Annotated in this window: 19 protein-coding genes; 1 reads left to right on the top strand and 18 read right to left on the bottom strand. The window is 39.0% G+C overall.

Annotation, left to right across the window (positions count from 1 at the left end; translation table 11 throughout):
- Positions 1-701: 701 nt before the first annotated feature.
- The 18 genes from FYJ25_RS01680 to FYJ25_RS01595 form a co-directional block, all read right to left on the bottom strand.
- A complete protein-coding gene (locus tag FYJ25_RS01680) occupies positions 702-2390 on the bottom strand; it encodes a [FeFe] hydrogenase, group A (protein WP_154580373.1) in 1689 nt (562 codons plus the stop codon).
- 12 nt (positions 2391-2402) lie between these two features.
- The gene (locus FYJ25_RS01675) at positions 2403-4289 is read right to left on the bottom strand and encodes an NADH-quinone oxidoreductase subunit NuoF (RefSeq protein WP_154580372.1); all 1887 of its coding nucleotides are present in this window, start codon (positions 4287-4289) and stop codon (positions 2403-2405) included.
- A 3-nt stretch (positions 4290-4292) separates the two neighbouring features.
- Positions 4293-4769 carry a complex I 24 kDa subunit family protein gene (locus tag FYJ25_RS01670; RefSeq protein WP_154580371.1) on the bottom strand — a complete coding sequence of 159 codons (477 nt, stop codon included), beginning with the start codon at positions 4767-4769 and terminating at the stop codon, positions 4293-4295.
- Between the two features lie 368 nt (positions 4770-5137).
- Positions 5138-5407: a hypothetical protein gene (locus tag FYJ25_RS01665; RefSeq protein ID WP_096239453.1), complete on the bottom strand. Its 270-nt coding sequence runs from the start codon at positions 5405-5407 to the stop codon at positions 5138-5140.
- Between the two features lie 91 nt (positions 5408-5498).
- On the bottom strand, positions 5499-5903 hold the full coding sequence (locus tag FYJ25_RS01660; protein ID WP_154580370.1) for a BlaI/MecI/CopY family transcriptional regulator: 405 nt from the start codon (positions 5901-5903) through the stop codon (positions 5499-5501).
- A gap of 91 nt (positions 5904-5994) precedes the next feature.
- Positions 5995-7128, bottom strand: coding sequence for a M56 family metallopeptidase (locus tag FYJ25_RS01655; protein ID WP_096239451.1), 1134 nt, complete (start codon positions 7126-7128; stop codon positions 5995-5997).
- A gap of 281 nt (positions 7129-7409) precedes the next feature.
- Positions 7410-7859 (bottom strand): MarR family winged helix-turn-helix transcriptional regulator, encoded by a 450-nt coding sequence (locus tag FYJ25_RS01650; protein WP_021908258.1) that lies wholly within the window; start codon positions 7857-7859, stop codon positions 7410-7412.
- A gap of 48 nt (positions 7860-7907) precedes the next feature.
- Positions 7908-8975 (bottom strand): NAD(P)H-dependent flavin oxidoreductase, encoded by a 1068-nt coding sequence (locus FYJ25_RS01645; protein ID WP_096239450.1) that lies wholly within the window; start codon positions 8973-8975, stop codon positions 7908-7910.
- A 57-nt stretch (positions 8976-9032) separates the two neighbouring features.
- Entirely contained in the window at positions 9033-10844 is a 1812-nt protein-coding gene (locus FYJ25_RS01640; RefSeq protein WP_096239449.1) for an acetyl-CoA carboxylase carboxyltransferase subunit alpha, read from the bottom strand.
- The gene (locus FYJ25_RS01635; protein WP_021908261.1) at positions 10844-12202 is read right to left on the bottom strand and encodes an acetyl-CoA carboxylase biotin carboxylase subunit; all 1359 of its coding nucleotides are present in this window, start codon (positions 12200-12202) and stop codon (positions 10844-10846) included. Before FYJ25_RS01635 ends, FYJ25_RS01640 begins: the two co-directional genes overlap by 1 nt.
- 16 nt (positions 12203-12218) lie before the next feature.
- Positions 12219-12644 carry a 3-hydroxyacyl-ACP dehydratase FabZ gene (gene fabZ, locus FYJ25_RS01630; RefSeq protein ID WP_005348778.1) on the bottom strand — a complete coding sequence of 142 codons (426 nt, stop codon included), beginning with the start codon at positions 12642-12644 and terminating at the stop codon, positions 12219-12221.
- Between the two features lie 39 nt (positions 12645-12683).
- Positions 12684-13151, bottom strand: a complete 468-nt coding sequence (accB, locus tag FYJ25_RS01625) for an acetyl-CoA carboxylase biotin carboxyl carrier protein (protein WP_154580369.1) — start codon at positions 13149-13151, stop codon at positions 12684-12686.
- 6 nt (positions 13152-13157) lie between these two features.
- A complete protein-coding gene (gene fabF, locus FYJ25_RS01620; protein WP_096239447.1) occupies positions 13158-14396 on the bottom strand; it encodes a beta-ketoacyl-ACP synthase II in 1239 nt (412 codons plus the stop codon).
- A gap of 61 nt (positions 14397-14457) precedes the next feature.
- Complete coding sequence (fabG, locus tag FYJ25_RS01615) at positions 14458-15201, bottom strand: 3-oxoacyl-[acyl-carrier-protein] reductase (RefSeq protein WP_096239446.1); 744 nt, start codon at positions 15199-15201, stop codon at positions 14458-14460.
- Positions 15202-15203: 2 nt separating this feature from the next.
- Positions 15204-16130 (bottom strand): ACP S-malonyltransferase, encoded by a 927-nt coding sequence (fabD, locus tag FYJ25_RS01610; RefSeq protein WP_096239445.1) that lies wholly within the window; start codon positions 16128-16130, stop codon positions 15204-15206.
- 5 nt (positions 16131-16135) lie between these two features.
- Positions 16136-17080 carry an enoyl-[acyl-carrier-protein] reductase FabK gene (fabK, locus tag FYJ25_RS01605; protein ID WP_096239444.1) on the bottom strand — a complete coding sequence of 315 codons (945 nt, stop codon included), beginning with the start codon at positions 17078-17080 and terminating at the stop codon, positions 16136-16138.
- A 14-nt stretch (positions 17081-17094) separates the two neighbouring features.
- Positions 17095-17319 (bottom strand): acyl carrier protein, encoded by a 225-nt coding sequence (gene acpP, locus FYJ25_RS01600; protein WP_021908267.1) that lies wholly within the window; start codon positions 17317-17319, stop codon positions 17095-17097.
- A gap of 189 nt (positions 17320-17508) precedes the next feature.
- Positions 17509-18468: a beta-ketoacyl-ACP synthase III gene (locus FYJ25_RS01595; protein ID WP_154580368.1), complete on the bottom strand. Its 960-nt coding sequence runs from the start codon at positions 18466-18468 to the stop codon at positions 17509-17511.
- Positions 18469-18935: 467 nt separating this feature from the next.
- Between FYJ25_RS01595 and FYJ25_RS01590 the strand changes: the two genes are divergently transcribed.
- A complete protein-coding gene (locus FYJ25_RS01590) occupies positions 18936-20591 on the top strand; it encodes a cytochrome b/b6 domain-containing protein (RefSeq protein ID WP_096239441.1) in 1656 nt (551 codons plus the stop codon).
- Positions 20592-20646 lie beyond the last annotated feature (55 nt).

Below are 20646 nucleotides of genomic sequence, written 5' to 3'. Positions count from 1 at the left end.
GCTCATCCGCATCTTAAGTACGCTCCCAAGCCGCATCTGGGGTATATTGTTTTTTCTTTTCTCTGACTATACTAAATCCACAATTGGCGAGAATGGGGATTTTCCAGAAGGTTATGATTTTTCATGGAATTAAATTCTAAAGGATTTACATTTAAATTGTTGTATATACTTGAAATTTAGTTACATCAGATGTGAGATAACTTCACATCTACAAGACATCTCTTAATAAAATTTTTTTCCTTCCGAAGATTTTATCTGAATAAAAATCGTAAATTTCTGGACAAGGCCTCTTATTTTTTAACTGAGTTGCGGAATAAGATTAAACAGCCACTGTAATAGAACTCTTTGCTGAATTGTAAGAAAACTATGGCAAGAAAAGAGAATTTTTATAAGTTTGCTTTTGTTCCGTTACGCTAAACGCTTCATTTTGCCTCAAAAAACGAAAACTTCGGAAAAACAAGTGGATTCTTCAGCGGATTTTTGAATGTCAGCCCTTTAGAATTTAATTTTCCGGAAAGTCATATCCTTCTGGTACATTCCATGTTGCCAAACTGTGGATTTAGAATAGTCAGAAAAAAGAAATAATACCCTATCCCAAATGCGGCTTGGGAGCGTGTTTAAGATGCTCATTCGCATCTTAAATACAGCGACTACAGAGCAGATGGGATAGGGTATTATTTCTTTTTTCGTCTACATCAAATCTATAAATCAGTATTATTGTGAAGCAGCTTATGTTCTTTTCCTTTAAGGAGTCCTTCGTAAAGTTCTCCTACGATTGGATTATCATTAGAACGTTTTATCTGTGCCGCATCGTCAATGCGGTATAATCCCTCAAATCTTGCTGCTTTGGTTCTTGGACCGATTGGTACTGGCTGTCCACCACCTGCCATACAGCCTCTTCTACACGCCATAACTTCTACAAAGTCATATTGTGCTTCACCACTTTTTATTTTCTGGATAAGTTCATCTGCATTTTTCAGTCCACTGACTACAGCAATCTTAAGCTGTCTGTCTCCATATGGAATAACAGCTTCTTTTATTCCTTTTGTTCCACGAATACCGGTGAATTTAATTTCATTTAAGGCTTCCATTCCGCTATCTGCTACCAAACGGCGAAGGACTGCTTCTGTTACACCACCAGTTACACCAAAGATAACACCGGCTCCTGATGATAATCCAAATGGCATATCCATTGCTTCCCATGGCATCTGTGCCAGATCAATTCCTGCCTCTTTTATCATTCGGATAATTTCTGTTGTTGTCAATACGAAATCTACATCCTGCTCTCCTTCCGTCTTATGTTCCGGGCGGAGGATTTCTGCTTTTTTCGCAGTACATGGCATAATTGAAACAACTATCGTTTTTCTGCTATCTTCTTTATTATTCCGCGCTTCTTCTTTTAATACCGCTCCAAACATCTGCTGTGGAGAACGGCAGGTAGAGATATTTTCGCGTAACTCCGGATATTTCTGCTCGCAAAACTTTACCCATGCAGGGCAGCAGGATGTGAACAATGGTAATTTTTCTCCTGACTTCACTCTTTCTAAAAATTCTTTTGATTCTTCCATAATCGTAAGATCTGCACCGAAATCCGTATCATATATTTCATCAAATCCCATTCTTCGAAGTGCTGCCACGAGCTTTCCAAGAGAGTTTTCCCCTTTTGGTATACCAAATTTATCACCAACAGCTACACGAACTGCCGGAGCAATCTGCACAACAACTCTTGTGTTTTTATCAGCAAGTGCCTCCCATACCGGATGAATGTTATGCTTAATCGTTATCGCTCCTGTCGGGCATACAACACGACACTGTCCGCAGCCAACACAGGCTGTTTCTGCCATTTTTCGATCAAATGCCGGCATAACCTGCATCTTAGAGCCGCGATAGGCAAAATCTAAAATACCTAATCCCTGAATCTCCTCACAAGTTCTTACACAGTCTCCGCAGAGAATACATTTATTTTTATCAATAACTATACAATCCGAGCTTTCATCAATCGGGATCTGTGGTTTATTATTTTCAAAACGTATGTAACTGACTCCAAGCTGTTTTGCAAGATTCTGTAATGTACAGTCTCCGTTTTTCTTACAGGTTGTACACTCCCTGCAATGTGCGGAAAGCATCAGCTCTAAAATCATCTTTCGATGATGCTGCAGTTTTGGTGTATTCGTATAGATCACCATGCCGTCTCTTGGCACCTCGGAACAAGAAGCAAAGATCTTTCCTCTATCATCTTCTACTACACACATACGGCAGGCGCCATAAGTAGAAAGTTCAGAATGATAACAGAATGTCGGCAGATTAATTCCCGCTTTTCTGATAACAGAAAGCACATTTTTTTCATCATCAAATGCAACTTTTCTATTATTAATTGTCATATATTTCATTGCTTTCCCCTCCTATGCTTCTATATGAATTGCGTGGAATGCACAGGCACTCTCACAGGCACCACATTTAATACAGATACTGTCATCAATAACATACGGCTTTTTAATCTGTCCGCTGATTGCACCAACCGGACAGTTTCTTGCACATTTTGAACATCCTTTACAACGCTCCGGACTGATAACAAAACGACGTAATGCTGTACAGTTCTTTGCTGCACATTTTTTATCGACAACATGTTCTTCATATTCCTTACGGAAAAGACGAAGTGTACTCATAACCGGAAGTGCTGCACTCTTTCCAAGTCCGCACAGTGCTGTATCCGTAATCATAGAAGCCAGTTCATCAAGCAGATTTAAATCCTCAAGTGTTCCCTTTCCAGCAACAATCTTTTCCAGTATTTCAAGCATTCGTTTTGTTCCCTCTCGGCATGGAACACATTTACCACAGCTTTCATTCTGTGTAAAATTCATAAAGAAACGAGCAACTTCTACCATACAGGTCTTATCGTCCATAACTACAAGACCTCCTGAACCAATCATCGCTCCCATTTTCTTTAAGGAATCAAAATCAAGACTGACATCTAAATGTGGTGTGATAAGACATCCTCCGGACGGTCCTCCAATCTGGACAGCTTTAAAACGTGCATCTCCTTTGATTCCACCACCGATATCATAGATTACTTCCCGCAAAGAAGTTCCCATCGGCACTTCAATCAATCCTGTATTTTTTACACTTCCTGTAAGAGCAAATGCTTTCGTTCCGGGACTCTTTTCTGGTCCGATACTCCGATACCATGCTGCACCTTTATCAATAATCATCGGAACATTGGCAAAAGTCTCAACATTATTTAATACGGTTGGTTTTGCGAACAATCCCTGTTCTACCGTTCTTGGAGGTTTTACTCGCGGCATCCCTCTTTTACCTTCAATAGATGCAGTAAGCGCACTTCCTTCACCACATACAAAAGCTCCTGCTCCCCTGTTAATATGTAAGTGGAAAGAAAAATCTGTTCCAAGAATGTTCTCTCCAAGAAGTCCACTTTCCTCTGCCTGTGAAATTGCCAGGCGAAGACGGCTGATTGCAAGAGGATATTCTGCGCGTACATAAATATATCCTTCCTGTGCCCCTACTGCATAAGCTGCAATCAGCATACCTTCTATCATTTTATGAGGGTCACCTTCCATGATACTTCTGTCCATGAATGCTCCCGGATCTCCTTCATCACCATTACATACAATATAACGTGTTTTCTCCTGCTGTCTTGCAACCTGTTTCCACTTATATCCTGTCTGGAAACCACCGCCTCCACGACCTCTCAGATTTGATTCTAAAATCGTCTCAATTACATCATCCGGTGTTTGTTCAAACAATACCTTTGCAAATGCCTGGTATCCGCCAACCGCAATATATTCTTCTATATGTTCTGCATCAATATGTCCACAATTTTTAAGTACCAGACGGGTCTGTTTCTTATAAAATGGAATCTCTTCCTGCTTTGGATATTCAACACCATCCTGCTTATATAAAAGATGGTGGATAATATTTCCATGTTTTATTGTTCTCTCAAAAATCTCTTCGCAGTCTTCTAGTTTTACTTTTGTATAAAGAATACCAAGCGGTTCAATTCTCATCAGCGGTCCCATCTCACAAAAGCCATGACAGCCGCTTCTCTTCACTGCAACTGGATGTTCACTTCCATGTGCGATCTCCGGTCCAAATTCAACATCAACATCTTTGCAATCCTTTGTAAGTTCACACATTTTCTCATAAATCTCACCTGAACCACCGGCTAAACATCCTGTTCCTGCACAAATCAAAATACGGCACTTCGTGGAAGAAACTTTATCTGCTGCCATCTCACGAATCTTGCTTAACTCTTCTCTATTATGAATCCTCATCCCCTATTCCTCCTCTCGAAGCTTCTGAAGTAACTGTGCAGCATCATCCGGTGTCATTGACGGATATACTTTATCATTCACCGTCAGTACCGGAGCAAGACCGCAGGCACCAAGACAGGATACCGTTTCCACAGTAAATAACATATCTTCCGTTGTTACCTTCTCTTTTGAAAGTCCCAGTTCACTATAAATTCTTTCCAGAATCGTAGTAGACTTACGCACATGACATGCCGTTCCATCACAGACCTTAATCACATATTTTCCCTTTGGTTCAAAAGAAAAATTCTCATAAAATGTAGCAACACTAAATGCCTTCGCCTCTGTAATCCCAATCTTATCCGCAACATAAGATAATAATTCCGGTGGCAGATACCGATACTCACTCTGAATATCCTGTATAATCGGAATAAGAGATGCTTCCACCGCCCCGTGAGACTCAATAATCGCATCCGCTTTGTCATAGTAACCCTTCTCTAACATAAGCTTCTCCCTTCTTTATATGCATATACACTTTTGAAAAAACACTACAAAAGCAAACACAAAAAATTAAAAAATACACATTACTCACATTTAGACATTGTGAACAATTTTTCAAACAAAACAGTTATTTTATCCTCTTTTTTGATAAACATTTTATCATTATACTATTATTATATAAAAAAACAGAGAAATTTACAATAACTTTTTGATAGTTTTTTAACAATTTTATTTTTATAATAACTCTATTGCTTATTCTGTTATATAAAAAACAGCATTTTATTCCTGTAAAGTAATATAAAAGACCAGGAACATCACAACTGCAATGCTCCTGGTCTTTTTACTTACTATAATTTTCATAAAAATGTATTCTAGGCCGGTCCAACATCAATCCACTTTTTATCTACCCATTCTCCCTGAGTATAATTCCATCGACGTTTCTGTACTCTTCCATTATGAATACGATACACATACTCTATCTGATCCGCACAAGGATTAATATCACCGTCAGAAGCTTTCATTACTTCTTCATAAGGTGTCTCTGCTTCTTCTGCCTGCAAACTTGCTACTGGACATACCATACCCAAACTCATAAGGACAGCACCTGCTGCGATTGTTTTTCTCCATCTTGCCTTTTTCATCGTTCTCTCTCCTTTTTATGTATATGCAAATTATAAAGTTACCATATATAAACATAAAATTGGCAAAGAACAGGCAACATCAAAACATCATCTATTCTTCGTCATCTAAATTATCTAACCTTGACTCAATTAAATTAGAAAGTTTCTGTAAAGATTCTGAACTTATCTCCTCGGAAACAAAGGTATTAAACAATCCAGAAAATACTCTCGTATTTTTCTTCTTCTCCTGCTGTAACTGCTTCATAGAATATTCTTCTCTTGTCATAGATGGCTCAAATGTTCTGGCATAATTCTTTGTTGTCTTCTTAAATCCGGCAACTCGAACGAAATTCTTCTTTAAAAGCGAATTTAATAATAAATGAACCGAGCTTGACTTCCATGTCCGATCATCTGATACTTCTACAATTTCTGAAGATGTTAGCGCCTCTCCTTCATCCCACAACACTTCTAGAATCTGCATCTCACTATTTGTAATTCTTGGAATCTTCTTACCCATAATATCATCCTTTTCTTCTGTTAATTATATTTTTCATTATATCATATAAAGGAATAGAATGAAATATGAGTTTCCCTAATAAACTAATTATTTACCTTTCTTCTATTATAGGATATGAATTGTACAATCCTTTTTCAATATCTTTTTTGGATATTTTCTCTACAGTCCTTCCAATATGCAAAATATATGTTCCATCTTTTTTCTTTTCTAAATACAAATCTTTTCCAGTAAAAACAGATTCTTCTTGATTTTGAATTTCTTTATCTGGGCTGTATGTTGGCTGTAATATAAAATAATAAGAACTAAGCATCCATATAAAGCATCCACAAATCACAGCTATATTTACCTTCTTCTGCAACTTCAAATTTTCTTTCGCATCTAATATGTAAAAAAGTCTTTGTTTGAACCCTTCTTCACTGTTTATATCAACAAAATTCAAAGAATTAAAATTCAATTTTTTTAATGAATGTTTCTCTGCTTCCAATACATAACATATTGTTTTCAAGTATTCTAATGCATATCTCATAGGATAGTCTCGGAGCATGGTCTTATCACACCCCATCTCTATCATCAGTTTAATATCTTTATGTAAAAGTCGAAATAACGGATTCCACCAAAATATAATAATCATCAGATATGCAAATAATAACTTCCAAGGATCCTTTCTCTTCCAGTGTGTATATTCATGCGTTAAAATATATTTGATTTGTGTATCTGTGCATTCTACTTCTGTCATATAAATCGTTGGTTTAAATATACCTACTAAAAATGGTGTATCCACTAAATCTGTATATCTTATAGAAATACCACTGTTTGGAGCAATCTCTTCTAAAATACGCTCTACTCGTCCATCCCCTTTATAACAGGTTCTTCGTAACTTTATAAGCAGCCCACCTACAGTAATGCTGTAGTAAATCGACCAGGCGATAATCCCCAGAACCCATATACCAAAAATAGTCCATAAAGCCAGCCTTCTTTTATCTGTTCCTAAGTCTGCATACGTTTTCATCAGAAAAGAAAACATATGTGGATCACAAATTACTTTCTGAAACACTGGTACTTCTATTGGTATTAACATTCTGATTACACAAAATGCATATAAAATACAGATAAATGTAACTCCATACTTCATCAGGCAGGCTGTTCTTCTTCTTAAAACGACTATCAGGAGAAGCAACGGGCAGCTAACTAAAACTGTCCATATTAAAGAATATAATGATATCATACTTGTCCTCCCTATCCCCGTTCTGCTTTGGTATTGTAATCATTATACACTATATAAAAATAAAAAGAAAGAGTTTTTGTTTCTTTTTAACATTTATTTTTTTCTTTTGCATTTATTCTAATTTTTGTATCATTTTTAGATACTTTTATTATAACGAATAAAAGACAAATAAAAAAACATTATGCAGTTACTGTATATCCTTGCACAATGAATACGATGCATTTCATTGTGCAAGGATATAAAACAGATTTGCATAATGCTTTTTTGTTTCATTTATGAAATTAATGGGTTTTGTCGTATGATTTCAAAAAGTGAGTCAGACGATCGCAGGACTTTGCCCATACGACAAGTTCTTCCGGACTCAGGGTTTCCATGATAGCATCTAACATTTTTTCATGGAATTCTTCATGATGTTTATAAGCAGCAATTCCTTTTTCAAGGAGATATACGTTAACAACCCGCCTGTCTTTTTCACTTCGTGATCTCGCTACATAGCCTTTATTTACAAGACTGTTCATAGATGTTGTGAGCGAACCTACTGTGATATTCAAACGTTTCGCTACCACACTCATGCGTGCTCCTTCACCCAGACCGATTGCTTCTATGATATGCATATCATTATTGCTTATATCCGAAAATTCATCTGTGATGATCGCCTTCTCTTCTAATTCTAAAATCTCGTGGAAAGTCTTTACTAACATTGTGTTTATTGTTTCTCTTACATTGTTCATTCCTATATTCTCACCTTATCTAATACCGTATCGTTTCTTTTACATTTATTATAAACAATCTTTACAGAAATAATCAATTACTTTTTTTACTGTTTCTATTGTTTTTGCTTCATAAGCACGTCCTCCGCAGAATAAAAGGGCCTGATCGACTTCTCCTTTGGCTGCGTGAATAAGTGCTTCGGTGATGCAGTACGGTGTTTCTGCCGGATTGCAGGTATGAATACAGCGAAGACACTTTGTTGGTGGAATTCTGCCTTCGGTTTTTACTTTGTCTAAAAAAACATTTCTGATTGCTCTTCCCGGCATACCTACCGGACTGTTTACGATAACGATATCTTCTTTTTTGGCTTGAATATAGGCTTGTTTATAACGTTCATCTGCATCACATTCTTCTGTTGTTACAAAACGGGTTGCAATCTGCACTCCATCTGCACCAAGAGTAAATGCTCTTTCATAATCTGCATGCTCATAAATCCCTCCTGCCAGAATGACAGGGATTTTTTTCTCATATTTTTCTTCATATTTTCTTACTACAGTAATAATTTCTTTTACTTCTTCGGCGTAAATTTCTGGAGTAAGTTCTCCTAGCTGTTCTTTATGGAAACCAAGATGTCCTCCTGCCATAGGCCCTTCAATAACAATAAAATCTGCTGTTTTTTTATATTTTTTATCCCAGAATTTCAAAATAACATGGGCAGATTTTCTGGTAGATACAATGGGAGCGATTGCAATATCACTATCTTTTATATAAGCAGGAAGATCAACCGGAAGCCCTGCTCCTGATACGATAAAGTCAGCTCCCGCCGCAATCACTTCGCGTGCATACGTTTCATAATCATTCATTGCCACCATCAGATTAAAGCCAATGACTCCTTCCGGAGAAATCTTTCTTGCTTTATCCATTTCTTTATGAATCGCACGTTTATTCGCTTCTACTGGATTCTCATAAAAATCCGGTTCACGAAAACCAATCTGCGCAGCAGATATCGTTCCGGCCCCACCTTCTTTTGCGACAGCTCCGGCCAGTCCGCCAAGACTGATACCAACGCCCATACCACCCTGTATAATCGGGACTTTTAATTGTTTTTTCCCAATGGAAAATTGTTCTTTTCTCATAAGTTACATTCTCCTGTAAATCCTGTCTTTATAGTCTCCTGTAAAATACATCTGCCCTTACATACTGCGAAAACGTTGATATCTTTGCTCCACTCGTTCTTCTTCTGTCATACTCTTGCTATTTTCTAAAAATACAGAAATATTTTCCTCTAGATTATCAAATACGTTAATAATCGAATCTAATGTGTAACCTTCTGGTTCCGGTATGATTTTTTCTACAAAACCAGCTTTATATAAATCATAGGAAGTAAGCTTCATCGCTTTTGCTGCACGAGCTGCCTGACTGCCATCTTTCCACAAAATAGCGGCATATCCTTCCGGAGAAAGAATGGAATAGACAGCATTTTCAAGTATCCAGACTTCATCAGCTACAGCCATGGCAAGTGCCCCGCCACTACCGCCTTCTCCAATCAGTATAGAAAGGATCGGGGTTTTTAAGGCAGACATTTCATAAAGATTTCGGGCAATTGCCTCTCCCTGCCCTCTTTCTTCTGCTTCCATACCACAAAATGCTCCCGGTGTATCAACAAAACAGATAATCGGGCGATGGAACTTTTCTGCCTGCTTCATAAGACGAAGTGCTTTCCGATATCCTTCTGGTTCCGGCATTCCAAAATTACGCGCAATATTTTCTGCGGTACTTTTTCCTTTCATCTGTGCAATAACCGTAACAGGCTTTCCCTGAAAGTAGGCGATACCTCCGCAGATTGCGGCATCATCGCCAAAGTTTCTATCACCATGGAACTCTATAAATTCTTCAAATAATCCATAAATATAATCTTCTCCTACCGGACGATCTTTCTCACGTGATGTCAGTACACGCTCCCATGCCGTCTTTTCCCCTGCACGTTTTTTCTGTGCCAAAGAGAGCTTTTGTTTACGTGACTTTCCTGCATTTTTATTTGAAACAGCCTGCACATCTTCTCTCTTTGATGACGGATTTACAGTATTTAAGTCAGTCTTTATTTCAGAAACGGCTCCTGTATTCTTTACTATTCCAGAATGCTTTGTCGTCAAGCGATGCATTGTAAGTATCTGTTCTAAGACCGTCTTCATATCTTTTCTCTCTACGATTTTATCGATAAATCCATGTTTTAAGAGAAATTCTGAACGTTGAAATCCTTTTGGAAGCTTCTTATGAATCGTCTGCTCAATGACACGAGGACCTGCAAATCCGATAAGTGCCTTTGGTTCTGCTAAAATAATATCTCCAAGCATGGCAAAACTTGCAGTAACTCCGCCTGTGGTCGGATCCGTCAGCACTGTGATGTATAACAAGCCCGCATCGCTGTGTCTTTTTAATGCTGCCGAAGTCTTTGCCATCTGCATAAGAGAAGTCATTCCTTCCTGCATTCTTGCTCCGCCAGAACAGGTAAAAATAATAACAGGAAGCTTTTCTTTTGTGGCACGTTCCACACCTCTTGCAATCTTTTCACCTACAACTTCACCCATGCTTGCCATAAGGAAACGACCATCCATCACCATAAGAGCAACTTCATTTTCACCAATACGCGCTTTTCCGGTAACAACCGCTTCATCTAACTTTGTCTTATCCTGTAACGCTTTAATTTTGTCAGGATAGCCAATCATATGCAATGGATTTTCTGTAGAAAGACCCGTATCCCACTCTTCAAAAGAATCTGCTTCTGTTAAAAATTCAATTCGTTTCTGTGCCGGCATTCTAAGATATCCCCCGCACTTTGGACAAATATAAAGATTCTTTTTATAATCTTCCGTAAAGATACCTTTTCCGCATTTATTGCATCTTTTTAAAAGTCCTTCCGGAACCTCTGGCTTTATCTGACTGGCTGTTTCTTTTACTTCCGGTTTTGTGACGGGTGTTTTCTTAAATATACTTTTTAACTTCATTATTTATTCTCTCCCATCTCTTCAAGCACTTTTTCTAAGTACTGAATTGTAAAATCGCCCTCCTGATAATCCGGACGTTCCATGATTTCATACAGAAAATCAATATTAGTTGTGATTCCTTCAATGATCACTTCACCCAATGCCCGGTGCATCTTTGCAATTGCTTCTTTTCTTGTTGCTGCAAATACAATTAGTTTTGTGATCATAGAATCATAATAAGGGGATACTTCGCAGCCGCTGTAAATCGCACTGTCAATACGGACCCCTTTACCTCCCGGAAGATACATATCGGTAATCCTTCCCGGACATGGACGGAAGTTCTTAGACGGATCTTCCGCATTGATGCGGCATTCGATCGCATGACCTGTAATCTGGATATCTTCCTGCTTCCATTTTAGTTTTTCTCCATCTGCAATACGGATCTGCGCTTTAATCAAATCAATTCCGGTTACCCATTCTGTAACGGGATGTTCTACCTGAATACGGGTATTCATTTCCATAAAATAAAAGCTCTTGTCCTTTTCAAGAAGGAATTCAATCGTACCGGCATTCTTATAGCCGGCCGCCTTTGCTGCAAGAACTGCTGCTTTTCCCATTCTTTCACGAAGTTCCTCATCTACAGCAGCAGAAGGAGATTCCTCAATAACTTTCTGATGATTTCTCTGGACAGAACAGTCTCGTTCTCCAAGATGAATGACATTACCGTAATTATCCGCAAGAATCTGAAACTCTATATGACGAGGATTCTCCACAAAATGCTCCAGATACATACTTTCATCACCAAAGGCAAGTCCTGACTCTTTTTGTGCCATCAAAAAGGCATTTTCAAATTCCTCTTCTGTATAGGCAACACGCATTCCTTTGCCACCGCCGCCAAGAACTGCCTTTACGATAACGGGGAATCCTATTTCCTTTGCAATTTCTAATGCTTCTTTTACATCGGTAAGTGCCTTCTGACATCCCGGAATAACCGGCACGCCGGCATCTACCATAGTCTGTCTTGCCACTGCCTTATTTCCAAGACGGGCAATAATATCGGAATCCGGACCGATAAAAGTAATATGGCAGGCCTCACATAGCTTTGCAAACTGGCTGTTTTCTGATAAAAAACCAAATCCCGGATGAATCGCATCCGCACCGGTAATTATCGTTGCACTGATAATCTGCTCCATATTCAGATAGCTGTCTTTCGCTGCAGCTGGTCCGATACAGACCGCCTCATCGGCAAGCTGCGTGTGAAGCGCCTCCCGGTCTGCTTCGGAATACACTGCAACAGTCTCAATTCCCATCTCCCGACATGCACGAATGATGCGGATGGCAATCTCTCCTCTGTTTGCAATTAATATTTTCCGAATCATTATAATCTCCTCTTATCTATCCAACCATAAAGGTTAATTCTGCTTTTACGACCACTTTTCCGTCCACATAGGCTGTAGCTTCTCCTACACCCATAGGACCTTTTCGTTTTACAATCTTTGTTTCTAACTTCACCTTATCTCCTGGAACAATTTTTCCTTTAAAACGGCATTTATTGATTCCGCCAAAGTAGGCTGTTTTTCCTTTATTCTCTTCTAAAGAAAGAATCGCAACGGCTCCTACCTGCGCTAATGCCTCTACTGTAAGAACCCCTGGCATAACCGGTTCCTGTGGAAAATGTCCACGAAAAAAGTCTTCATGAAAAGTAACACATTTATATCCGACAGCACTGACACCCGGTTCCATCTCTTCGATATAATCTACTAAAAGAAAAGGATGTCTATGTGGTAAGATTTGTTCAATTTCTTTAATTCCTAATCTCATAATTTTCCCTCAAATTTGTTCATTCCATAAGAATGCTTCTTACTGTATACGGAATAATGGCTGTCCATACTCTACATTGTCTTCATTTTCTACAAGAATTTCTGTAACAACTCCATCAAATTCGCTCTCAATCTCATTCATAAGCTTCATTGCTTCAACAATTGCCAGCGTCTGTCCCTTCTTTACAGTATCACCAACTTTTACAAAAGGCTGTGCGTCTTCAGATGGCGCTGCATAGAATGTTCCAACTAATGGAGATTTTACAACATTACCGCCTTTTTCTTCCGCTATCTGCTCTGGCTGCTGTACAGGAACTGTAGTTTCTACTGTATTAGCCCCTGCCCCGGCTGCTTCCTGTAAAACAAGATTTGATGCCGGCACAACAATTTTTTCTTCTGGCTGTGGACAGCTCATGGCAATACGGATATTTCCTTCTGTATATTCAAAATTTGTAAGTCCCGCTTTCGATACTTCTTTTACTAACTCTAAAATCTGTTGATAATCCATATCGGTCTACTCCTCGTATTTCTTTACAAGAAGAGAAGCATTATGTCCTCCAAATCCAAGAGAATTGGAGATTGCTACATTCACTTCCTGTTCTACTGCTCCATTAATCACATAATCAAGATCACATCCCTCACCTGGATTCGTCGTTCCTACCGTTGGGTGAATATATCCCTCTTCAATAGACTTCACACAGACAATCAATTCCACTGCGCCGGCTGCTCCAAGTAAATGACCAATCATGGACTTTGTAGAGCTCATTTTTACATGATCTGCACTGGCACCAAAAGCTCTTCTTACCGCTCTTGTCTCAAAAAGATCATTATGATGTGTTCCTGTTCCATGTGCATTAATATAGTCTACTTCCTCTGGTTTTACCCCTGCTTCTTCCATGGCAAGTTCCATCGCTTTTGCAGCACCACTTCCATCTTCTGCAGGAGAAGTAATATGGAACGCATCACAGGTAGAACCATATCCAGCTAATTCAGCAAGGATCTTTGCCCCACGATTTTTCGCATGTTCTAACTCTTCTAATACAACAACTCCGGCACCTTCTCCGATTACAAAGCCACTTCTTGCCTCATCAAATGGAAGAGAAGCACGTAACGGATCACTTTCTCCTGAAAGAGCAGTAAGATTTGTAAATCCTGCAACTGCGACTGGTGTAATACTGCTTTCTGTTCCTCCGGCAAGCATCACATCCGCATCTCCGTACTGAATCGCACGAAGGGCATCTCCAATTGAGTTACTTCCTGTTGCACAGGCAGTTACAACATCGGTACATTTTCCTTTACATCCAAGGTCAATTGCTACATTTCCCGCTGCCATATTCGATATCATTAAAGGAATCAGCATCGGGCTTACTCTCTTTGGTCCTTTTGTAATAATCTTTTCATGTTCCTTTTCCATGCTGGCAAGACCACCGATACCGGAACCGATAATTACACCAACGCGGTAAGGATCTTCTTTTGCCATATCAAGTCCTGCCATATCAAAAGCTTCTCTAGAAGCTGCTACTGCATACTGAGAAAATACTTCCATTCTTCTTGCAGCTTTATTATCCAGTCTTTCTTTTACATTAAAGTCTTTTACTTCCGCTGCGATCTTTACTTTATAATCTTCGGTATCAAACTTTGTAATCTCTCCGATACCTACCTTTTCTTCTTTAATTCCATTCCAGAACTCGTTTACTGTGTTTCCGATCGGAGTCACAGCACCCAGTCCAGTAATTACTACTCTTCTTTTCATAAATTTTCCTTTCGTTTATTATGGGCAGAACTCATTCCCTTTCATGGATGAGTTGATTACTTTACATCACCATTCCACCATCAACTAAAAGTACCTGGCCTGTAATGTAAGCTGCCTTGTCAGATGCCAAAAATACTGCTGCATTCGCAATATCTTCCGGCTCTGCAAAGCGGCCGAGTGGAATTTGTTTCTTTGCATTCTCTTTTACTTCATCAGAAAGTACATCTGTCATCTCTGTTTTTACAAATCCCGGAGCAATGGCATTACAGGTAATTCCCCTTGATGCTAATTCTTTTGCCGCAGATTTGGTCAATCCAATCATTCCTGCTTTGGAAGCACAGTAATTTGCCTGACCGGCATTTCCGGCAACGCCGGAAACAGAACTTACATTAATGATTCTTCCATATCTTTGTTTCATCATGCGACGGCTCGCAAAACGAATCATCTGAAAGCATCCTTTTAAGTTCGTATCAATAACATCATCAAAATCTGCTTCGCTCATAGCCATTAACAGACCATCTTTTGTAATTCCTGCATTGTTTACAAGAATATCGATGCTACCAAATGTTTTGGCTGCTGCCTTTACTAAAGCGTTACATTCTTCAAAATCTGCTACATTGGCACGAAAAATTTCTGCTTTTCCTCCTGCCTCTTCAATCTCTTTTTTTACTAAAAGCGCTTTTTCTTCATTTCCATGGAAATGTACTGCTACCGATGCCCCTTCTTTTGCAAGGGCAATGGCGATTGCTTTTCCGATTCCGCCGGACGCGCCGGTCACAATTGCTGTTTTTCCTTCTAATAACATATCTATAACTCCTTTATAGCTTCCACTGTTTTTTCTACTTCTTCCATTGTTCCGATTCGGAACATCTTTACGCTTTTATCAATCTTTCTCATAAAACCGCTCAATGTCTTTCCCGGTCCAATCTCTACGAAAATATCCACACCGTCTGCTATCATGGCACGTATACTCTGCTCCCATAAAACGGAGGAATAAACCTGTTCTTTTAATAACTCTTTCGTTCTTTCCGTATCTTTTATAATACTTGCATCTACATTTGTCACATAAGGAATCTTCAATTCTCCCAATGTCACTTTGGAAAGTGCCTCATAAAGCTTCTCTCCTGCTTCTTTTAAGTAAATGGAATGGAATGGTCCGCTTACGTTTAATGGAATAACACGCTTTGCCCCTGCTTCTTTTAATGCAGGTGCTGCATTTGCAACTGCTTCCTTATCACCGGTAATTACAATCTGTCCCGGACAATTATAATTAGCAACATAAACGCCTTCCATATATGCGATTGCCTCATTCACTGCCTCTCCAGACAGTCCAAGTACGGCGGCCATGCCTCCCTTTCCGTCTGGTACTGCATTATGCATAAGGTTTCCACGAAGCCATACCATCTTAATAGCATCCTCAAGCTCCATACCACCTGCTGTTGTAATCGCACAATATTCTCCAAGACTAAGTCCGGCTGTCATATCCGGAGTGAGTCCTCTTGCCATAATCTCTTTTGTCATTGCCATACAGGTAGTAACTAATGCAGCCTGTGTATAATCCGTTCTGTCAAGGAGTTCATTTTCCTCGAAACAGATATGTTTCATATCCTGTCCTAAAATCTCACAGCTCTTATCAAATACTTCTTTTGCCAGTGGGCTTTGTTCATAAAAATCTTTACCCATTCCTGCGACCTGTGCTCCTTGTCCCGGATAAAGAAATGCTATTTTACTCATTTACTCTACCTCCCGATTTTCTCTGCCTGAGTAAGAATAATCTCCTTCATCTCCTGACAGATTCCTTCGATAATTTCTTTACAACTTCTGCTGTCTTTTACAAGACCCGCAATCTGACCTGCCATCACACTTCCATGAATGACATCGCCATCAACAACCGCTTTCCTGAGACCACCTAACGTAAGCTTTTCAAGTTCTTCAAAAGAAGCTCCTTCCTGCTCTAACTTTAAGTACTCTCTTGTCTGCTGATTTCTTAAACATCTTACCGGATGTCCGGTTGTTCTTCCAGTTACCTTCGTATCAATATCTCTTGCCTTAATGACCTTATTCTTGTATGCATCACTTACAATAGATTCCTTTGATGCTACAAAAATCGTTCCCATCTGGATTGCCTTCGCACCAAGCATAAAAGCGGCTGCCATTCCTCTTCCATCGGCAATTCCGCCTGCTGCGATTACCGGAATATTTACCGCATCAACAACCTGTGGCACTAATGCCATTGTTGTTGTCTCTCCGATATGCCCGCCGGATTCTGTACCTTCTGCGATTACCGCATCCGCGCCCGCTTTTTCCATCCTCTTTGCAAGTGCAGTACTTGCTACAACAGGAATTACGCGTACACCCGCTTTCTTCCAGGCTTCCATATATTTTTCCGGATTACCTGCACCTGTCGTTACTACTTTTACACCTTCTTTTATAAGAAGATCGGCAATAGCGTCTGCTTCCGGATTTAATAACATCAGATTGACACCAAATGGCTTATCCGTCTTTTCCTTTACCTTGTGAATCTGGTCTTCCACCCAGGAAGCCGGTGCCCCACCGGCACCAATGATTCCAAGTCCTCCGGCTTCGGAAACAGCGGCGGCAAGCTCAGCTGTTCCAACCCATGCCATACCGCCCTGAATTACCGGATACTCAATTCCAAGCAATTCTGTAATCACTGTTTTCATCCCTGTACCTCTGCTTATTTATGTTCTTCAATATAATTTACAACATCTCCAACTGTTACCATCTTCTCTAATTCTTCTGTAGGAATCTCTACTCCAAACTCATCTTCAAGACTCATAACCATCTCGAAAAGGTCAAGAGAATCTACCTTTAAATCTTCTTTGAAAGATGCTTCCATTGTAATCTGATCTTCTTCAATTCCTAATGAGTCCACGATTAATTCTTTAATTTTGTCAAACATAATATAAACCTCTCTTTTTTCTTTTTGTTTTTATATATTCATAACTATTCAAAGCCTAAGTTCAATGGATATCTTCTATAGTTACCTAAGAATTACCTAAGAAGCGTATTGAAACTCTGCATGCCCCCAAACAGTTATATGTAATCCGGAAATTCCGGAAATTACCTTTTATCATTTTATCATTCAAACTTACCATTCCAAATACATACCGCCCCATGTAAGACCTGCGCCAAATCCTGCAACAATAATCTTCATTCCTGGCTGTAACTTTCCTTCCTGCTTTAATTCATCAAGCAGTACCGGTATGCTTGCAGAAGACATGTTTCCGTTCTGCATCATATCCATCGGAAACTTCTCAATTGGCTGCTTTAACCGCTTTGCAATTGCTTCCACGATTCTTCTGTTTGCCTGATGAAGAACAAACAAATCGATTTCTTCTACTGACTTCTCTGCCTTTTCCAAAATCTCATCAATAACGGCTGGAACCTGTCGGACTGCAAACTTATAAATCTCCCTGCCGTCCATAGCTACATAGCCTTCAAGCGATCTATCTTTTCTTTCTCCTGTAGGATTCTTACAGGTGAGTACCTCACCTCTGCTTCCATCAGAATGAAGTACAGAAGGAATTTCAATATTCCCTTCTTCCTCTGCACTAATGACAGCAGCACCGGCACCATCACCAAATAAAATACATGTGCCTCTGTCCTTCCAGTTAACAATATTAGACAGACACTCTACACCGATTAATAATGCTTTCTTCGAAAGCCCTGCCTTAATCTGTCCGGCTGCCATCTGGTATGCCACTATAAATCCTGAACATGCTGCATTCAAATCAAATGCTGCCGCATTCACCGCACCAAGTTCCTTCTGAACACTACATGCCGTACATGGCAAAAGCTGTTCGGAGGAAACGCTCGATACAATAAGAAGATCAATCTCTTCTGCTTTTATTCCGGCATCTTCTAACGCTTTCTCGGCTGCCACAGCCGCCATGGAAACTGCTGTCTCTTTCCCGACAATATGCCGGCTCTTAATTCCGGTACGACTTTGAATCCATTCATCGTTCGTATCTACCAACTGAGAAATTGCAGCATTATCAAGTACTTTCTCAGGAAGGCAGGAGCCTGTCCCTTTTATTTTGACAAACATCACTCTCTCCTTTTTTGTGTGATACCTTCCCATACTCTTGAAAAAGCATCTTCTTGTTAAATCATCACAGGCATCTGAACCACCTCACATCTGCTACAAATGATTCAGCGCCAAATATTTTGATTATCAAATCTTATTGTTTTGAAATATTATTATTTTGATTTCATATTATTTTTAAATAAAATAGTTTTAATATCAAAATAAACATTTACAAATATACCATAGCTCTCAGAAATGTCAAGTACTTTTTTTAATGCATTTTTTTGAATTATAAGATAAAAATGGAGAATTATCTCCCATCTGATATAAAACTACTGCTAAATGTTTCTAAATTATATGTTTTCTTATTTTCTTCCATATGCTATACTCTCTTACAAATGTATTCTCAAAGTTTTTGCTGCACATGCTAAAGCAGGCGCAAAAAGATTTCAAGAATACATCCAAATAGAAAGGAGAAAGAAATTTCCATGAAAAAGAAACAAAAACAACATTATACAGGGAAGAAATGGATTGCAGCGCTTGTCGTTATTGTTCTCATTTTTGCAGCAATCTATTATTATATTGCTCTTCCTGCAATAAACATTCACAATCCGGAGCTTTGGAAGTTTGTCTTGTTTGTCCTTGTCATTGCATTCGCACTGTATGCACTTCCAAAAACGACTTTTACAGGTGATCGTAGACATCCCGTAAATTTCAGTGGCAGCTATAAAACAAAGACTTTTAAACTTTTGGCCGCTCTTATCGTTATCATTGCTGCCGCCTACTTTGTTGGCACACTTTTATCTTCTCCAATTATTAATGCTTCCAAATACCAGAAGCTCATGAAAGTAGAAAAAAGTAAATTTACAAAAGATATTGATCAGATTTCTTACGACCAGATTCCTCTGCTTGACAAATCTTCCGCAGAAATTCTTGGTGCCCGTAAGATGGGTAGTCTTGTAGACCTTGCATCTCAATTTGAAGTTGCTGATGAATACAGCCAGATCAATTACAAAAATAACCCGGTTCGTGTCACTCCGCTTCGCTATGCGGATCTTATCAAATGGTTTACAAATAAAAAAGCGGGCATACCTGCTTATATCAAAATTGACATGGCAACACAGCAGACGGAACTTGTTCGTCTGAAGGAAGGAATGAAATACACCCCATATGACCATTTTGGCCGCTATCTTTACCGTCATCTCCGCTTTAAATATCCTACCTATATGTTTGATGACATTAACTTTGAAATTAACGAAGAAGGCGTTCCTTATTGGGTATGTAGTGTAAAGAAGTACAATATTGGTCTTTTTGGCGGACAGACTGTCGGACGTGTCGTATTATGTAATGCTATCACCGGAGAATGTAAAGATTACGATGTAAAAGACACCCCTAAATGGATTGATCGTGTCTACTCTGCTGATTTACTTGTAAGCCTTTATCAATATCATGGCACATTAAAACATGGATTTATTAACAGTATTCTTGGTCAAAAAGATTGTCTAACAACTACAAACGGCTATAATTACCTTGCTATCAACGATGATGTATGGGTATATACCGGTGTTACTTCCATCACAAGTGACCAATCAAACGTTGGTTTTGTTCTCATGAACCAGCGTACTATGGAGACAAAATACTACGAGATTGAAGGAGCAATCGAAGATTCTGCCATGACTTCCGCAGAAGGAAAAGTTCAGAACTTAGGTTACAAGGCAACATTCCCACTTCTTTTAAACATTGATGCAGAGCCGACTTATTTCATGGCATTAAAAGATGCCTCAGGACTTGTCAAAAAATATGCTATGGTAAATGTACACAATTACCAGATTGTAGCAACCGGCGATACCGTAAATGATTGTGAGGCATCTTACCGTTCTCTTATTCAATCAAACGGTATCAGTCCAGATGAAAAAACCGGAGAAACTTCTCAAAAAACAATAACCGGAACGATTAAAAAGATTGCACAGGCAGTCATTGATGGAACTTCCCATTATTACATCGTTCTAGATGAATCTGACCTGATTTATGACGTAGATATATCCAAGCATTTAGATACGATATTGTTAGAAGCAGAGAATAAAGTAACCATAAAATATACGGAAGGAACTCCTGCAACAGTAATCGAAATACAAAAACAGTAATTAGACAGACTAAACAAATAAAACCAGAAATAGTATGTATAAAACTATACTATTT

The organism is Anaerobutyricum soehngenii, assembly GCF_009697165.1.
Classification (GTDB): domain Bacteria; phylum Bacillota; class Clostridia; order Lachnospirales; family Lachnospiraceae; genus Anaerobutyricum; species Anaerobutyricum soehngenii.
The sequence above is the reverse complement of the archived record's forward strand: the minus strand, read 5'-3'. Positions and strand labels throughout refer to the sequence as shown.

Bases quoted from the DNA above. Each gene is read 5' to 3' on its own strand.
- FYJ25_RS01590 (WP_096239441.1), top strand. From the start codon at position 18,936: ATGAAAAAGAAACAAAAACAACATTATACAGGGAAGAAATGGATTGCA.
- FYJ25_RS01670 (WP_154580371.1), bottom strand. From the start codon at position 4,769: ATGTTAGAGAAGGGTTACTATGACAAAGCGGATGCGATTATTGAGTCT.
- fabG (WP_096239446.1), bottom strand. From the start codon at position 15,201: ATGTTATTAGAAGGAAAAACAGCAATTGTGACCGGCGCGTCCGGCGGA.
- fabZ (WP_005348778.1), bottom strand. From the start codon at position 12,644: ATGAGATTAGGAATTAAAGAAATTGAACAAATCTTACCACATAGACAT.
- FYJ25_RS01675 (WP_154580372.1), bottom strand. From the start codon at position 4,289: ATGAGGATTCATAATAGAGAAGAGTTAAGCAAGATTCGTGAGATGGCA.
- FYJ25_RS01665 (WP_096239453.1), bottom strand. From the start codon at position 5,407: ATGAAAAAGGCAAGATGGAGAAAAACAATCGCAGCAGGTGCTGTCCTT.
- acpP (WP_021908267.1), bottom strand. From the start codon at position 17,319: ATGTTTGACAAAATTAAAGAATTAATCGTGGACTCATTAGGAATTGAA.
- FYJ25_RS01650 (WP_021908258.1), bottom strand. From the start codon at position 7,859: ATGAACAATGTAAGAGAAACAATAAACACAATGTTAGTAAAGACTTTC.
- FYJ25_RS01660 (WP_154580370.1), bottom strand. From the start codon at position 5,903: ATGGGTAAGAAGATTCCAAGAATTACAAATAGTGAGATGCAGATTCTA.
- accB (WP_154580369.1), bottom strand. From the start codon at position 13,151: ATGGATTATCAACAGATTTTAGAGTTAGTAAAAGAAGTATCGAAAGCG.
- fabF (WP_096239447.1), bottom strand. From the start codon at position 14,396: ATGAAAAGAAGAGTAGTAATTACTGGACTGGGTGCTGTGACTCCGATC.
- fabD (WP_096239445.1), bottom strand. From the start codon at position 16,130: ATGAGTAAAATAGCATTTCTTTATCCGGGACAAGGAGCACAGGTCGCA.
- FYJ25_RS01635 (WP_021908261.1), bottom strand. From the start codon at position 12,202: ATGATTCGGAAAATATTAATTGCAAACAGAGGAGAGATTGCCATCCGC.
- FYJ25_RS01640 (WP_096239449.1), bottom strand. From the start codon at position 10,844: ATGAAGTTAAAAAGTATATTTAAGAAAACACCCGTCACAAAACCGGAA.
- FYJ25_RS01595 (WP_154580368.1), bottom strand. From the start codon at position 18,468: ATGTTTGTCAAAATAAAAGGGACAGGCTCCTGCCTTCCTGAGAAAGTA.
- FYJ25_RS01680 (WP_154580373.1), bottom strand. From the start codon at position 2,390: ATGAAATATATGACAATTAATAATAGAAAAGTTGCATTTGATGATGAA.
- FYJ25_RS01655 (WP_096239451.1), bottom strand. From the start codon at position 7,128: ATGATATCATTATATTCTTTAATATGGACAGTTTTAGTTAGCTGCCCG.
- FYJ25_RS01645 (WP_096239450.1), bottom strand. From the start codon at position 8,975: ATGAGAAAAGAACAATTTTCCATTGGGAAAAAACAATTAAAAGTCCCG.
- fabK (WP_096239444.1), bottom strand. From the start codon at position 17,080: ATGAAAACAGTGATTACAGAATTGCTTGGAATTGAGTATCCGGTAATT.